Annotated in this window: 12 protein-coding genes; 7 read left to right on the forward strand and 5 right to left on the reverse strand. The window is 64.0% G+C overall.

Annotation, left to right across the window (positions count from 1 at the left end; translation table 11 throughout):
- Nucleotides 1–124: 124 nt before the first annotated feature.
- Together ACEN8U_RS03280 and ACEN8U_RS03285 are read right to left on the reverse strand one after the other, a co-directional pair.
- Nucleotides 125–955 carry an alpha/beta hydrolase gene (locus ACEN8U_RS03280; protein WP_310109724.1) on the reverse strand — a complete coding sequence of 277 codons (831 nt, stop codon included), beginning with the start codon at nucleotides 953–955 and terminating at the stop codon, nucleotides 125–127.
- 140 nt (nucleotides 956–1,095) lie between these two features.
- Nucleotides 1,096–1,989 (reverse strand): LysR family transcriptional regulator, encoded by an 894-nt coding sequence (locus tag ACEN8U_RS03285; RefSeq protein ID WP_310109722.1) that lies wholly within the window; start codon nucleotides 1,987–1,989, stop codon nucleotides 1,096–1,098.
- Nucleotides 1,990–2,088: 99 nt separating this feature from the next.
- On the opposite strand from ACEN8U_RS03285, the gene ACEN8U_RS03290 reads away from it, so the two are divergent.
- Genes ACEN8U_RS03290 through ACEN8U_RS03300 form a run of 3 tightly spaced genes read left to right on the forward strand, consistent with a single transcriptional unit; the run spans nucleotide 2,089 to nucleotide 5,097 of the window.
- Nucleotides 2,089–3,393, forward strand: coding sequence for a citrate:proton symporter (locus tag ACEN8U_RS03290; RefSeq protein WP_310109720.1), 1,305 nt, complete (start codon nucleotides 2,089–2,091; stop codon nucleotides 3,391–3,393).
- Nucleotides 3,394–3,419: 26 nt separating this feature from the next.
- Nucleotides 3,420–4,778, forward strand: coding sequence for an acyclic terpene utilization AtuA family protein (locus ACEN8U_RS03295; protein WP_310109719.1), 1,359 nt, complete (start codon nucleotides 3,420–3,422; stop codon nucleotides 4,776–4,778).
- Between the two features lies 1 nt (nucleotide 4,779).
- Entirely contained in the window at nucleotides 4,780–5,097 is a 318-nt protein-coding gene (locus ACEN8U_RS03300) for a hypothetical protein (RefSeq protein ID WP_014972474.1), read from the forward strand.
- 35 nt (nucleotides 5,098–5,132) lie between these two features.
- Here the strand turns inward: ACEN8U_RS03300 and ACEN8U_RS03305 are convergent, their stop codons facing one another.
- A complete protein-coding gene (locus tag ACEN8U_RS03305; RefSeq protein ID WP_013591043.1) occupies nucleotides 5,133–5,843 on the reverse strand; it encodes a FadR/GntR family transcriptional regulator in 711 nt (236 codons plus the stop codon).
- Nucleotides 5,844–6,231: 388 nt separating this feature from the next.
- Here ACEN8U_RS03305 and ACEN8U_RS03310 point away from each other — a divergent pair, with 388 nt between their 5' ends.
- From ACEN8U_RS03310 to kdgD, 3 genes are read left to right on the forward strand one after another with little or no spacing between them, the layout of a single operon-like run.
- Nucleotides 6,232–7,563, forward strand: a complete 1,332-nt coding sequence (locus tag ACEN8U_RS03310) for an MFS transporter (RefSeq protein ID WP_310109718.1) — start codon at nucleotides 6,232–6,234, stop codon at nucleotides 7,561–7,563.
- Nucleotides 7,564–7,609: 46 nt separating this feature from the next.
- Nucleotides 7,610–8,959, forward strand: a complete 1,350-nt coding sequence (gene gudD, locus ACEN8U_RS03315; RefSeq protein WP_310109717.1) for a glucarate dehydratase — start codon at nucleotides 7,610–7,612, stop codon at nucleotides 8,957–8,959.
- A gap of 56 nt (nucleotides 8,960–9,015) precedes the next feature.
- On the forward strand, nucleotides 9,016–9,933 hold the full coding sequence (gene kdgD, locus ACEN8U_RS03320) for a 5-dehydro-4-deoxyglucarate dehydratase (RefSeq protein ID WP_013591040.1): 918 nt from the start codon (nucleotides 9,016–9,018) through the stop codon (nucleotides 9,931–9,933).
- A gap of 58 nt (nucleotides 9,934–9,991) precedes the next feature.
- Here kdgD and ACEN8U_RS03325 read toward each other — a convergent pair whose 3' ends face one another.
- Together ACEN8U_RS03325 and ACEN8U_RS03330 are read right to left on the reverse strand one after the other, a co-directional pair.
- Nucleotides 9,992–11,500: an MFS transporter gene (locus ACEN8U_RS03325; protein WP_310109998.1), complete on the reverse strand. Its 1,509-nt coding sequence runs from the start codon at nucleotides 11,498–11,500 to the stop codon at nucleotides 9,992–9,994.
- A 261-nt stretch (nucleotides 11,501–11,761) separates the two neighbouring features.
- On the reverse strand, nucleotides 11,762–12,439 hold the full coding sequence (locus tag ACEN8U_RS03330) for a hypothetical protein (protein ID WP_310109716.1): 678 nt from the start codon (nucleotides 12,437–12,439) through the stop codon (nucleotides 11,762–11,764).
- Nucleotides 12,440–12,809: 370 nt separating this feature from the next.
- Between ACEN8U_RS03330 and ACEN8U_RS03335 the strand changes: the two genes are divergently transcribed.
- Entirely contained in the window at nucleotides 12,810–14,438 is a 1,629-nt protein-coding gene (locus ACEN8U_RS03335; protein WP_310109715.1) for a methyl-accepting chemotaxis protein, read from the forward strand.
- Nucleotides 14,439–14,490 lie beyond the last annotated feature (52 nt).

A 14,490-nucleotide genomic window follows, 5' to 3' on the forward strand; every position in this document is an offset into this window, starting at 1 on the left:
GACATTGCGAAATGAGGGATTTGTGCCACGCACCACGATTTTTTACGAAGCAAGGGCGCGTGTCATATCGTGAAATTTTGGGCGTTTCCGCCATCCAGGCATGTATGCGGTGTCGAAACAGCCTTCACGCCAGCACGCGCGCAGTGAAGGCGAGCATCGTCCGATTGAACAAGGCTGGCCTTTGCAGCGGCGCGAAATGGCTGACGCCGGGCAACATCCGCAGTTGCGCGCCGGGAATGCTGCGGGCCAGATATTCGGCGTGCTCGAGCTTGATGAACTCGTCGTGTTCGCTTTGCACGATAAGCACCGGCACGCGGATGCGGGCGAGATCGCGCGCGGCGTAATTGGGCTCGGTCCTCATCATTTCGCTGACGGCTGCCACAAAGGCGTGGAAGTCGTCCGGCGTCGCGGACAGCCGCACATAGTCCTGGCGGTGACGGTTGAAGCAGCGGTCGATCACCGGCGTCGCGACAAATTCTTTCGTGCCGCCCGGATCCATATTGCAGCCGAAGAAAAACACGCCCGCGACGCGCTCGGGCGCCACCATGCCGAGCACCATCGCCACGCATGCGCCGTCGCTCCAGCCGACCATGGCGGCGCGTGCGAGCGATAGCCTGTCCATGACGGCGAGCACGTCGGAGGCCATCAGTTCATATTGGTAGGGCCGCGCATCGCGCGTGCTGCGGCCATGGCCGCGACTGTCGATCACTACCGCGCGGTGGCCGGCTTCGAGCAGCGCGGGCACCTGATAACCCCAGTTGCCGCTATGGCCGAGGCCGCCGTGCAGCAGAATCACCGGCGCACCCGTGCCGTAAGACGCATACCAGATCCGCGCGCCTTCGTGCTCGACCCAGCCTGACTCGTTCGAAGCAGGCAGCGGCGGCGCGCCGTGGGCCTCGAAATGTTCGAGCGTGTCGTCGATGGTGTTGTCGTCGGTTGGCCGGGAAGAAGGCATCGCGGTTGTCTCCGTATTGTTCGCGCGGGGCGAGAACCGGCATTGCTGCGGCTCATACAGCGTGCCTGCGTTGCAGCGCCCAAATCAACCAGCCTACGGAATTTAGCCTGTTCACGCGAGAACAGCGCAGCGATCCCCGCTCATTCGGCCTCCAGCTTCGCAATCAGCATGGCAACGAACGTCTCGGTGACAGGCGGCAACGTCCGCCCGCGCTTCTTGATGAGCGCGACAGGCCGCGTGAATGCCGGATCGTCGACGGGACGCGCCACCAGTTCCGGCTCGGCCCGCACCTCGCGCGCCGCCGCCGGCAGGATCGTCACGCCGAGCCCCGCGCGAACCATTGCGACCGCACTCATCATGTAGGTCGGCTCGCAGGAAATCTCCGGCACGCAGCGCGCCTGCGCAAACGCGCTGTCCACAACCGCCCGCACACTGGTGCCTTGCGCGGTCAGCACGAGCGGCGTCGCGGCGAGATCCGCCAACGCGATGCGCCGCCGTTTCGCGAGCGGATGCCGCCTCGGGCAAATAGCCACCAGCCTGTCGATGCCCGCATGCAGCACTTCGAGGTTCATGTCGTCGAGCTCGCCGCCCGTGAGTCCAATGTCGGCCTCTTCATTGCGCACGAGCGTATTGACCATGCTCGCGACGACATCGCGCACCTGAAAGCCGACGCGCGGCACCGCTTTCTTCAGTTCCCGCACCAGCTCGGGCAGCGAACTCGCCGCGAAGGTCGGCAGGCACGCGATCCGCACGGTGCCGCTCGCGCCGTCGCCCAGCGCGCGGCCGTCGACCAGCACCTGCTCCATGTCGTGCAGCGACTTTTGCAGGAGCGGCAGCAGGTCGCGGCCTGTGGGCGTGAGCGCGACGTTGCGGCTATTGCGGTCGAAAAGCCGCAGGCCCAGCGTTTCTTCAAGACGGCGGATCTGCACGGTCAGCGCCGGCTGCGAAAGATGCAGCCGCGCGGCCGCCTGCGTGAAGCTGCCCGTTTGCGCGACGGCGATGAAAGCGCGAATGTCCCGAAGATTCAGATCCATGATGGTTTGTAATTGCTGCAATCAATTCATTTCAATTGATTTATCGCTGCCCGGAAATTACGCTGGATCGCAGTAAAAAACAACATCGGAGACAAGCACATGCTGCCATTGCTGGGGCTCGCCACCATCGTCGTGCTGCTCGGCGCCATTCTGTCGAAACGCATGTCGCCGCTGGTGGCGCTCATCATCGTGCCGATCGCCGCGTCGCTGATCGGCGGATTCGGCTTTCAAACGAGCAAGTTCGTGATCGACGGGCTGAAGGGCCTCGCGCCCGTGGTCGGCATGTTCGTGTTCGCGATTCTTTACTTCGGCACCATTACCGACGCGGGCACGCTCGACCCGATCATCGACCGTATTCTGCGCGCGGTCGGCACGCGGCCCACGCGCATCGTGATGGGCACGACGCTGCTCGCGCTCTTGATTCACCTCGACGGCTCGGGCGCGGTCTGTTTCCTCGTCACCATTCCAGCGATGCTGCCGCTCTACGATCGTCTGAAAATGGACCGGCGCGTGCTGGCCGCGGCGGTGTCGATGGCGGCGGGCATCAACTTTCTGCCATGGACGGGTCCGATGATTCGCGCGTCCGCTTCGCTGCATCTGCCGGTTTCATCGTTGTTCAATCCGCTCATTCCGGTGCAGGCAATCGGCCTCGTCTTCGTGTTCGGCGTCGCGTTCTGGCTCGGGCGCCGCGAGGAAAAGCGGCTTGGCCTCAGCGCCGCAAGCGGCTCCGTGCCGATGCCCAAACGCGAACTGACGCCCGACGAGCAGGCCCTGCGCCGCCCGCAAAACTTCTGGTTCAACATCGTGCTCACGCTCGTCGTGCTCGGCACGATGGTCGTAATGGGCGAAAAGATTCCGCCCGCCATCATGTTCATGGTGGGATTGTGCGTCGCGTTGATGGTCAACTACCCGAACGTCGACATGCAGCGCAAACGTATCGACGCCCACGCGCGCGCTGCGTTGATGATGGCCGGCATCCTGCTCGCGGCCGGCGTGTTCACCGGCGTAATGCAGGGCAGCGGAATGTTGAAGGCAATGGCGCAAGCCGCGGTGGGCTTCGTTCCGCCTGCCATGGCGAGCCATATTCCGGTCGCGCTCGGCATCATGTCCATGCCGCTTAGCATGCTGTTCGATCCCGACTCGTTTTACTTCGGTGTCCTGCCGGTTATCGCGGAGGTGGCGGGTCAACTGGGCGTGCCCGCGGTCCACGTCGGCCAGGCCGCATTGCTCGGCCAGATGACGACGGGATTTCCGGTCAGTCCGTTGACGCCCGCCACTTTCCTTGTGGTCGGTTTGTGCGGCATCGATCTCGCCGACCATCAGCGATTCACGTTTCCCTTGTTGTTCGGCGCCACCATCGTGATGACGATTGCGTGCGTCGCCTTAGGGGTATTTTCACTTTGAGCTTGACGCAAACAGGTGTGAGCAGCATGACAGCCACTCAGCATCAACGCGTTGTGCGGATCGGCGCGGGCGCAGGCTATTCGGGCGACCGCATCGAACCCGCGGTCGAACTCGCGGAGCACGGCGCATTGGATTACCTCGTGTTCGAGTGCCTCGCCGAACGCACCATCGCCATCGCGCAACAGGCGCGCAGCAAAGAGCCCGAACTCGGCTACGACCCGTTGCTCGAAACGCGGATGAAGGCGGTACTGCCCGCGGTGCTGCGCAACGACGTGCGCATTGTGTCGAACATGGGCGCGGCGAATCCGCTGGCGGCGGCGCGCAAGACGGCGGAAATCGCACGCTCTCTCGGGCTTGGCGACATCAAGATTGCTGCCGTGACGGGCGACGACGTGCTCGACGCGGTCCGCGCCGGCGACTATCGCTTCGAGGAATCCGGCGAGCGCGTCGCGGACTACGACACCCGGCTTGTCTCCGCGAATGCTTACCTCGGCGCCGGTGCGATTGTCGGGGCGCTCGCGGCCGGCGCCCAGATCGTCCTGACCGGACGCGTGGCCGATCCGTCGTTGTTCGTCGCGCCCCTGATCCACGAGTTCGGCTGGTGCATGGACGACTGGCGGACGCTCGGCCAGGCGACGGTGATCGGCCATCTGCTCGAATGCGCGGGGCAAATCACCGGCGGCTATTTCGCGGATCCCGGCTTCAAGAACGTGCCCTCGCTCGCGAGACTCGGCTTTCCGATCGCGGAAGTCGGGCCGGACGGCGCCGTGGTCATCACCAAGCTTGCGAAAGCAGGCGGACGCGTGACGGAAGCCACCTGCAAGGAGCAACTGCTCTACGAGATTCATGATCCGCAGCGTTATCTGCAGCCCGACGTGGTGGCTGATTTTTCGCAGGTGCGCATCGAGCAGGAAGGCGCGGACCGCGTGCGTGTAAGCGGCGGGAACGGCACGCCGCGGACCGGCACGCTGAAAGTGTCGGTCGCCTACTTCGACGGTTATATCGGCGAGGGGCAGATTTCGTATGCGGGCCCAGGCGCGGTTGCGCGGGCTCGCCTCGCGCTCGAGATCGTGCGCGAGCGGCTTGCGCTGACGGGCGTGCAGACGCAAGAATTGCGCTTCGATCTGATCGGCGTGAATGCTTTGCACGGCGAGACGCTCGCCGCTGAGTGTGCCGGGCCGTATGAAGTGCGGGTGCGCGTGAGCGGGCGCGCGGCGTCGCTGGAACAAGCCGTGCGCATCGGCAATGAAGTCGAGACGCTGTACACAAACGGCCCGGCCGGGGGCGGCGGCGTCGTCAAATCGACGCGCGAAGTCGTTGCTGTGCAGTCCGTATTGTTGCCACGCGAGCATGTGAAGCCGGCGTTCACGATGGTGGAGGCGTGAAATGAAACTGCGCGAGCTTGCTCATTCCCGAACTGGCGACAAGGGCAATACGCTGAACATCTCGGTGATCTGCTATGAGGCTCGGCACTACGAGCATTTGCGCGCCGTGCTGACACCGGAGCGCGTGAAGGCGCATCTCGCCGATGTCGTGCGCGGCAGCGTGGTGCGCTACGAATTGCCCGCCATCGCGGCGTTCAACTTCGTGCTCGGCGATGCGCTCGGCGGCGGTGTCACGCGTTCGCTGGCGCTCGACGCGCACGGTAAGTCGCTGAGTTCCGCGCTGATGGGGCTGGAGATCGAGGCGCCGGCGGCGGGGTGAGGGGTGGGGGCGTGCCTGGCTGCGTTCCGCGTCGCCTACTCCCCCCGCTCACTCGCCTCATGCGCGCGGCGCAGCCGCTCGCGGCTGTTGCTCAGGTGCATGCGCATCGCCGCGCGGGCGTCGTCGGGGTCCTGGCGTTCTATCGCGCGATAGATCAGCTGATGTTCGTTGAGCACGTTGCGCAACGTTTCGATCTGGTCGAGCTTCGCGATCTCCGCCGAGCCGAGGCGCGTGCGCGGGCTCACGCCGCTTCCCAACTGGCTCAGCACGTCGAAAAAATAACGATTGCCGCTTGCGCGCGCAATCTGCAAATGAAACTCGACGTCGTGTGCCAGCGTGTCGGTGCTGCCGCGCTCGAGTTCGGACTCGAAGCGCGCGAGCGCCGCGCGCATCTGCTTGAGGCTCTGCTCGGTGCGCCGGGCGGCGGCGAGCGCGGCCGACGCCGCTTCCACATCAATACGAAATTCGATGATCGCCATCACGTCGAGCATGCTCGACAGATCGGCGGCAGGCAGTTCCATCGGCTTGTCGGCGGCAGGGGCGAGCACAAAGGTGCCGATCCCATGGCGCGTTTCCACGACTTTCGCCGCCTGCAGACGGGAAATCGCTTCGCGCACGACGGAGCGGCTCACCGACAACTGCTTCATCATCGCGACTTCGGTGGGGATGCGGTCGCCCGGTCTCAGGACGCCGCGGCGGATGTCATCGGAAAGGGTGGCCACCACTTTCTCAGTCAGGCTGCTCATTTCTCGGGCTGGTTGGCTGGTAATCGGCTGAAAACGCGCGCCGTGCGGGCGCGGGCGACGTCACTCGACGTCTGGACATCAGCCATCATAGCGTCTGCTGTAAAAATACATGGCTTGTTGGCCGGGGCGAGCCGCATCACAACCGCGGACATCGGACGTCTTATTTTGAGCGAAATGAACGCGGCTGGGCTTCGCAAGCAGCCGAGTCGACCGCTCACAAGAGGATTAAAGGTGCAAAACAGGGTAAACACCACATTGGAAAGCCACCGGAAACGGTTGTAGACTGTCGTCAGACAACGTATGTCGTGCAGGATAGCCGCCGCCGTTCGGCGAGCTAGCCGGCAGACGTCAGACCACGGCTCCCCGACGGCCGACACAGGAGACTTTCTTGAACTCTGCTCTTACCACGGCAATCGATCCATTGGCGTCGGCCGTTTCAAAGGTCAAGCGGCATGTGTTGCCGCTTTTCCTGATCATGTTCATCGCGAACTACATCGACCGCGTGAACATCGGCTTCGTCAACGCTCACATGAAGGCCGACCTCGGCATCGGCGCCGCCGCCTATGGCCTCGGAAGCGGTCTGTTCTTCATCGGCTACGCACTCTTCGAAGTGCCGTCGAACGTGCTGATGCAGAAATACGGCGCGCGCGCGTGGCTCACGCGCATCATGGGCACGTGGGGCGTCGTGGCCGCGTCCATGGCGTTCGTGTCGAACGAAACGTCGTTCTACGTCTTGCGGTTTTTGCTCGGCGTCGCCGAGGCCGGTTTCTTTCCGGGCGTGGTGTTCTATTTCACGCAGTGGCTGCCGCAAAAAGAGCGCGGCAAGGCCGTTGCGATTTTCCTCTCGGGCTCGGCCATCGCGTCGGTGGTGTCGGGTCCGATCACCGGCAGTCTGCTGTCGATTCGCGGACTGGGCCTGCACGGCTGGCAATGGATGTTCCTGATCGAAGGTGGCTTCTCGATTGTGCTGTGTGCGGTGAGCTGGATCTTCCTCAAGTCGCGCGTTCGCGACGCGTCGTGGCTCACGGCTGACGAACAACGCGTGCTCGAAGACGCGATCGCCGCCGAGCAGGCCGAGCGCGTCGCGCACGGCGGCGCGCATCTGCCGGCCATCAAGCTGCTGAAGGATCCGCAGATCGCGCTGTTCTGCGGCCTCTATTTTGCGATCCAGTTGACGATCTACGCGGCCACTTTCTGGCTGCCGACCATCATCCGCAAGATCGGCGGCCTCTCCGATTTCGAAGTCGGCATGCTGAACGCGATTCCCTGGCTCATCGCCATGGTCGCGATGTACTGCTTCGCGTTGCTTTCCGCGAAGTGGCGTTTCCAGCAGGCGTGGCTCGCCGTTGCGCTGGTGATCGCCGCGTGCGGTCTGTTCGCGTCGACGTCGGCCAATCCGGTTCTGTCGTTCGTCGCGATCTGCTTCTCGGCGATCGGCTTCAAGGCGGCGTCGTCGCTGTTCTGGCCGATTCCGCAAGGTTATCTGGATGCGCGCGTCGCCGCGGCGGTGATCGCGCTCATCAACTCCATCGGCAATCTGGGCGGCTTCTTCGCGCCCGCCACTTTCGGCTATCTACAGCAGCACACGGGTTCCATTACCGGCGGTCTGTATGGGCTCGGCGTCGCCTCGCTGATCGCAGCGGCAGCGGCATTCCTCGCCCGCAATCGCCGCGGCGACGGCAACGGGCTGCGCGATCCGCTGCAAGGCAGCGCCCACTGATTGCTCGTCATCGTTACGCCTAACTCACTTAACTGGCCAAGTTCATATGTCCACGAAACCTTCCCATCCGAACGATACGCCCACCGTCACCGAACTGCGCGTCGTGCCCGTTGCGGGTCGCGACAGCATGCTGATGAACCTGAGCGGCGCGCATGGCCCGTTCTTCACGCGCAACGTCGTGATTCTGCGCGACAGCGCAGGGCGTGTGGGCGTCGGTGAAGTGCCGGGCGGTGAGAATATCCGCAAGACGATCGACGACGCGCGTCCGTTCGTCGTCGGCCAGTCGATCGGTAATTTACAAGCTGTCCTGAACAAAGTGCGCACGCAGTTCGCCGATCGCGATGCGGGCGGCCGCGGCCTGCAGACCTTCGATCTGCGCACCACCATTCACGCCGTGACCGCGCTCGAGGCCGCGCTGCTCGACCTGCTCGGCCAGCATCTCGGCGTGCCGGTCGCGGCGCTGCTCGGCGAAGGCCAGCAACGCGACGAAGTGGAAATGCTCGGCTACCTGTTCTATATCGGCGACCGCAAGAAGACGGACCTGCCCTACGCGAGCGGCGCTGACGGGCGCGACGACTGGGAGCGCCTGCGCACGGAAGAAGCCATGACGCCCGAAGCGGTGGTGCGCCTCGCCGAGGCCGCGCAGGCGCGTTACGGTTTCAACGACTTCAAGCTGAAGGGCGGCGTCCTGTCCGGCGACGCGGAGATCGAAGCGGTGACGGCACTCGCCGAACGCTTCCCGAACGCGCGCGTCACGCTGGACCCGAACGGCGCATGGTCGCTTGCGGAAGCCGTGCGCTTGTGCCGCGACAAGCACGACGTGCTCGCGTATGCGGAAGACCCGTGCGGCGCGGAAAACGGCTATTCGGGCCGCGAAGTCATGGCGGAATTCCGTCGCGCGACAGGCTTGCCGACGGCGACCAACATGATCGCCACCGACTGGCGTCAGATGGGCCACGCGATCCAGCTGCAGTCCGTGGACATTCCGCTTGCCGATCCGCACTTCTGGACCATGCAAGGCTCCGTGCGGGTCGCGCAGATGTGCAACGACTGGGGCCTCACGTGGGGCTCGCATTCGAACAACCACTTCGACATCTCGCTCGCCATGTTCACGCAGGTCGCGGCCGCCGCGCCTGGCAAGATCACCGCGATCGACACGCACTGGATCTGGCAGGACGGTCAGCATTTGACGCGCGAGCCGTTGCAGATTGTCGGCGGCAAGGTGAAGGTGCCGCAGAAGCCGGGTCTTGGCGTCGAAGTGGATATGGACGCGCTCGAAAAGGCCCATGCGCTGTATCAGCAGCACGGCCTCGGCGCACGCGACGACGGCGTCGCGATGCAGTACCTGATTCCCAACTGGAAGTTCGACAACAAGCGCCCGTGCCTCGTGCGCTGATGCTCTGAGGCGCGCCGCGCGCTCATTCACTATTGACGATATTCACGCCATCCATCATGACTTCACCGCAAGAACTCAAAGCGATCGTATCCGAGGGCCTGTTGTCCTTTCCCGTCACCGACTTCGACGCGCAAGGCGAGTTTCGCGCCGACACCTACGCGAAGCGGCTCGAATGGCTCGCGCCGTATGGCGCCACTGCGCTGTTCGCGGCGGGCGGCACGGGCGAATTCTTTTCGTTGACGAGGAGCGACTACACCAACGTGATCCGCACGGCGACGGAAACCTGCAAAGGCAAAGTGCCGATTCTCGCGGGCGCGGGCGGTCCGACCCGCGTGGCAATCGACTATGCGAAGGAGGCCGAACGACTCGGCGCAAGCGGCGTGCTGTTGATGCCGCACTATCTGACCGAGGCGTCGCAAGAGGGCATTGCGGCGCACGTCGAGCAGGTGTGCAACGCGGTGAAGAACATCGGCGTCATCGTGTATAACCGCGCGAATTCAAAGCTGAATGCGGACATGCTCGAACAGCTCGCGGACCGTTGCCCGAACCTGATCGGCTTCAAGGACGGCGTGGGCGAGATCGAAGCGATGGTGACGATTCGCCGCCGGCTGGGCGACCGGTTCTCGTATCTGGGCGGTCTGCCGACGGCAGAAGTGTATGCGGCGGCGTATAAGGCGCTGGGCGTGCCGGTGTATTCGTCGGCCGTATTCAACTTCATTCCGAAGACGGCAATGGCGTTCTACCGCGCGATTGCCGCCGACGACCACGCCACCACCTCGCGCCTCATCGACGAATTCTTCCTGCCGTATCTGGCCATTCGCAACCGTCGCGCGGGTTATGCCGTGAGTATCGTGAAGGCGGGCGCGAAGCTCGTTGGGCATGATGCCGGTCCGGTGCGCGCGCCGCTGACCGATCTGACCGAAGACGAACTCGCGCAGCTCGACGCGCTGATCAGGAAGCTCGGCCCGCAGTAATGCAGGGCAATGCGTTTCGCCAGCGGCGGGCTGTCTTGAGCGGCCCGGCCCGTGGGCGCTAGCCGCGGCGAAACACCACGTGCGAAATCCGCTGCACGAGCAAGGCAGCGGCGAGCGCCGCGACAGCCGTCAGCCACACGCCGATGTGAATGGACTGCACGAGCGCATCGCGCGCGGTGTCGATCAAGGCGAGTGTGTCGAGCCCCGTTGGTTTCATGTCGGCGATCAACTTCAGGCGCGACGCTTCGTCGATCAGAATCCGCAGGTCGACGAAGCGCGGCCGCCACTGCGAGGCCGCCGGCTCACCGAGCACGCTGATGGTGCGCGTGACCACGTCGCGATAGTGATGCTGTACGACCGTCGCCACGATGCTCGTGCCCAGCATGCCCCCCACCATCCGCGTGGACTGCAACAGCGCCGTCGTGATACCGAAGCGCTCGCGGCCCGCAATCTCCTGGCCGAACACATTCAGATTGTTGAGGATGAAGCCGAGGCCGATGCCGACCGCGGCCATCGGTAACTCGATCCACAGATGCGGCGTGCCGGCGTTGGCGAATGCAATGCCGATAGACGCAAACAACAGCAGGCCGAAGCCGATGGAGAGAATCCGCGTGGGCTTCTTCATGTGAATCACGATGCGCGTGTTGAGCACGCTGCCGAGCGCGATACATGCCGCGATAGGCGTGGCGAGCAGACCGGCCTGTTGCGGGGAAAGACCAAACCCGCCTTGCAACAGCAGCGGCGCGAAGAAGATCAGCGAGAACATCACGAAGCCCGACAGCATGCCGAGCGTAAACAGCGTGACGAGCTGCGAGTCCTTGAAGAGGTCGAGCGGAATGATGGGATGCGTGGCGCGCTTCTCGCACACATATAAAGCGACTGCGCCGACGGCCACGCACACGGCGAGCGTGATGTTGCCGGCCGTCAGGCCGTCTTTCGGCACGGCTTCGATAAACGCCTGCAGGCCGCCGAGCACCGCGGCCACCAGCCCGGCGCCGAGCCAGTCGATCTTGACCTCGCCTTCATGCGGACGCTGGAAGTTCGGCAGATGCACCCAGATGAAATACAGCGCGGCGCCGCCGACCGGCAGGTTGATCAGAAACGTGGAGCGCCAGCCGAGGTGCTCGCTCATCCATCCGCCGAGCGACGGCCCCGCCGCCGTGCCGATGCCGTACGCCGCCGCCATTACCACCTGCCAGCGCACGCGGGCGCGCGGATCGGGAAAGAGGTCGGGTATCGACGCGAACGCGGTGCCCACCATCATGCCGCCACCTACGCCCTGCAAGCCCCGCGCGATCACGAGAAACAACATGTCGTTCGCGACGCCGCACAGCACGGAGGCCACGGTGAACGTGATGACCGCGGCGATCACAAAGCGCTTGCGGCCGAAGTAGTCGCCGAGCCGGCCGAACACCGGCACCGTCACGACCGACGCCAGCAGATAAGCGCTCGCGATCCACGCGTAGTACTCGAAGCCGTGCAACTCGGCCACGATGGACGGCAGCGCGGTGCTGACCACCGTCTGATCGAGCGCGACCAGCATGTTGACAAGACCGATGCCGAGCATCGCGAAGAGGGCGTTCCGGAAGGGCAGCGCGGGAGCAGCGGCAGTGGAAGTCACGGATCTGGGCAGGCAAGCGATGAAAGGTGGATCGCCGGATGGCGCAAGGGGAGAGACGGGCTGGATGTTCCAGTTGTCTGACCACTTGGGCCATTATACGGGTTTGCCCTTAGTTGAAAATGTGCATGTGCGTCTCGCGCAATGGAAAAGCGTGCGCGCGCAACGGAATCGCCGGGCGCTCGCACGCGGTCCATCAGGGCTATGCAGTTAGTGGTTGGCCCACCACTCGGTCGCTTTTTGCTTGTCCCACGCCGGCAGGATGTCTCGCTCGATCGAGGCATTGCTCAGGGCGGGGAAGTCCTTTTTGAATTCCGTCACGTCGTGATCGAACTGGTCGCTGACGCTAATGTCCCATGTGCCGCCACTGAAACCGGTTGCCGCCTGGTCGATCAGCGGAATAACCGGGCCCGCGCGCAATTCGCCGTCTTTACGTTCGACCACGGTGGCGTCGATATGGCCCAGATAAACAATCGAATTCGGTTTGATTTCCACGGTTTCATGAAGCGGCGTAAAGAACATGCCATGGAAAGGGAATATGCCGCTTTGTCCGGTGATACCGCGCATGACGTATTTGCCGGGCGCAAGCGGAAGCCGGACAAAATAGTGATTGCCGGCGTCGCTCGTCGTGGTCGCCTGATCGTCGAATTTGAAATTGAGGCGGTCGGAACGGCTATCCGCAGCGCCGCGCTCCATGTGGACGACGATCGGACTCGGTTGATAGCTCGTGTGATAGGCGTTGCGCAACGTGACGGTCATGAGCGCGTAGGAGTTTTTGGTCGTATCGACGGAGCTCATGGCCGTGGTCGGCGACATCGGTGCAACTGTTGCACAGCCCGTGGTCAGCAACGTGCCGGCAATGGCGAAAGTGGCGAAGATTTTTTTCATCTGGAGTGGGGTTTCGGCTTGTTAGCGTTTTTGTCCGGTCGGTGAAATTACCGGATGGCTGAACTATTGGTATTGCACTTATGCGGCGCGAATGAATTCATCTCCGCCGCATGCCATGTAAACGACAGCGCTCAACAGAACTTAAGGGGGCGCTTCATACGAAACCACAAGCGCGTCCCACCTTCGCAATCACAGATTCGCCGGTTCAAACGGGAGAATGAGGAGAGGGTTTGTCTCTACACATGCTGCCCGCTGCGCTGCCGATAAACAGGTCAAGTGGTCGTGTGACACGGCGCGCGTGTTGAACCGTCGGCGGTTCGCGCAGCCGATTACCGGCTTCCGTTGACTGGACGAAACAGGGGGCGCGCGCATGCACCGATTGAATTTCAAGCAGAAGCTCTGGTTGCCGCTCGTGGTGAGCCTGCTGGCGCTCCTCGCCGTGTCGGTGTCGGCGGCGTGGTTGTCGCGCGAGACGCGCATCGAAGAGCGCAAGCATGACCTCGTGAATGTGGGCCACGTCGGGCTTAGCATCGTCAAGGAATATGCGGCGCTCGCGCAAAGCGGCGCGCTGAGCGAAGCCGACGCGCGCAAGCAGGCGCTCGCGCGTCTGCGCGACGTGCGCTACGGCGAGGACGGCTATTTCCTCGTGCTCGATTCGAAGCCGCGCATGATCATGCACGCGATGAAACCGGCGACCGACGGCAAGGATCTCGCGGGCGTCGAGGATGCCGACGGCCGCCATCATTACGTGACCTTCGCGACGGTGGCGCAAGCGCCGGAGGGCGGCTTCGTCGACTATGTGTTCCCGCATCCGGGCAACCCGCCGTCCGCCGCGGTCGGCAAAATCGGCTACGTCGTGCGTTATGCGCCGTGGGACTGGATCATCGCGACGGGCGCCTATGTCGACGATATCGACGCCGCGTTCAAGCAGTCGCTCTACGTGCTCGGCGCGGTGGTCGGCGCCGTTGCGCTGCTGCTTTCGGCGCTCGTCGCGTTCACGAATCGCAGCATTCAACGGACCATTGGCGGCGATCCCGCCTACGCCGCACAGGTGGCCGGCGAAATTTCGAAGGGCAATCTGGTCATTCCGATCGAGATCCGTAGCGGCGACGATTCGAGCCTGCTGCACACCATGCGGCAGATGCGCGACGCGCTCGCGAACACCATCGTGCAGATCAGCGGCGCCGCCGATAAAGTGGCGACGGGCGCGCGCGAGATCGCCGCGGGCAACACGGATCTGTCCTCGCGCACCGAGAGCCAGGCGGCTTCTCTGGAAGAAACCGCGGCCAGCATGGAGCAGATGACGGCGATGGTCCGCCAGACCTCGGAGAGCGCGCAGACGGCGAGCCAGCTGACGGCGAGCGCCGAGCAGATCGTCACGCACGGCGGGCAGATGGCGGCTGAGGCCGTGTCGACGATGCAGGAGATATCGACCGAATCGCACAAGATGGTGGAGATCATTTCGGTGATCGAAGGGATTGCGTTTCAAACCAATATCCTCGCGCTGAACGCGGCTGTCGAAGCCGCTCGCGCGGGCGACGAAGGACGCGGCTTCGCGGTGGTGGCCGGCGAGGTGCGTACGCTGGCGCAGCGCAGCGCGTCGGCCGCGAAGGAAATCCGCACGCTGATCAGCCGCGCGGTGGGCCGGGTGGAGAACGGCGTAGAACTGGTCGACAAGACCGGCACCACGATTCAGGCGGCGAGCGAGGCCATTGCGAAGCTGTCGGGCGTGATGCGCGACATCGCCGCGGCTGCCGCCGAGCAGAGCGCGGGCATCGATCAGGTCGGCGACGCGGTCTCGCAGATGGACAGCGTCACCCAACAGAACGCGGCGCTGGTGGAGGAGGCCGCCGCGGTGGCGCAGACGCTGACCGAACAGGCGAGGCTGCTCGAGGCGTCGATTCATACTTTTCAGGTGCAGGGCGGTGGGCACGAGGATGCGGTGGCCGTTGGCCGGGTCGCGCACAAACGGCCGCACCAGCTGGCGGTCGCGGTCTGATCACGAATTGAGAGGCTTGCCAGGATTTGCCGTCCTGGCGCTGTTCAGGCGC

This window comes from Paraburkholderia phenoliruptrix, assembly GCF_047325075.1.
In the GTDB taxonomy this organism is placed as follows: domain Bacteria; phylum Pseudomonadota; class Gammaproteobacteria; order Burkholderiales; family Burkholderiaceae; genus Paraburkholderia; species Paraburkholderia phenoliruptrix.

What these genes read in the sequence shown, in the direction of transcription:
- ACEN8U_RS03300 (WP_014972474.1), top strand. Translation starts at nt 4,780, where the DNA reads ATGAAACTGCGCGAGCTTGCTCATTCCCGAACTGGCGACAAGGGCAAT.
- ACEN8U_RS03335 (WP_310109715.1), top strand. Translation starts at nt 12,810, where the DNA reads ATGCACCGATTGAATTTCAAGCAGAAGCTCTGGTTGCCGCTCGTGGTG.
- ACEN8U_RS03280 (WP_310109724.1), bottom strand. Translation starts at nt 955, where the DNA reads ATGCCTTCTTCCCGGCCAACCGACGACAACACCATCGACGACACGCTC.
- ACEN8U_RS03325 (WP_310109998.1), bottom strand. Translation starts at nt 11,500, where the DNA reads ATGCTCGGCATCGGTCTTGTCAACATGCTGGTCGCGCTCGATCAGACG.
- ACEN8U_RS03295 (WP_310109719.1), top strand. Translation starts at nt 3,420, where the DNA reads ATGACAGCCACTCAGCATCAACGCGTTGTGCGGATCGGCGCGGGCGCA.
- ACEN8U_RS03305 (WP_013591043.1), bottom strand. Translation starts at nt 5,843, where the DNA reads ATGAGCAGCCTGACTGAGAAAGTGGTGGCCACCCTTTCCGATGACATC.
- ACEN8U_RS03285 (WP_310109722.1), bottom strand. Translation starts at nt 1,989, where the DNA reads ATGGATCTGAATCTTCGGGACATTCGCGCTTTCATCGCCGTCGCGCAA.
- ACEN8U_RS03290 (WP_310109720.1), top strand. Translation starts at nt 2,089, where the DNA reads ATGCTGCCATTGCTGGGGCTCGCCACCATCGTCGTGCTGCTCGGCGCC.
- kdgD (WP_013591040.1), top strand. Translation starts at nt 9,016, where the DNA reads ATGACTTCACCGCAAGAACTCAAAGCGATCGTATCCGAGGGCCTGTTG.
- gudD (WP_310109717.1), top strand. Translation starts at nt 7,610, where the DNA reads ATGTCCACGAAACCTTCCCATCCGAACGATACGCCCACCGTCACCGAA.
- ACEN8U_RS03330 (WP_310109716.1), bottom strand. Translation starts at nt 12,439, where the DNA reads ATGAAAAAAATCTTCGCCACTTTCGCCATTGCCGGCACGTTGCTGACC.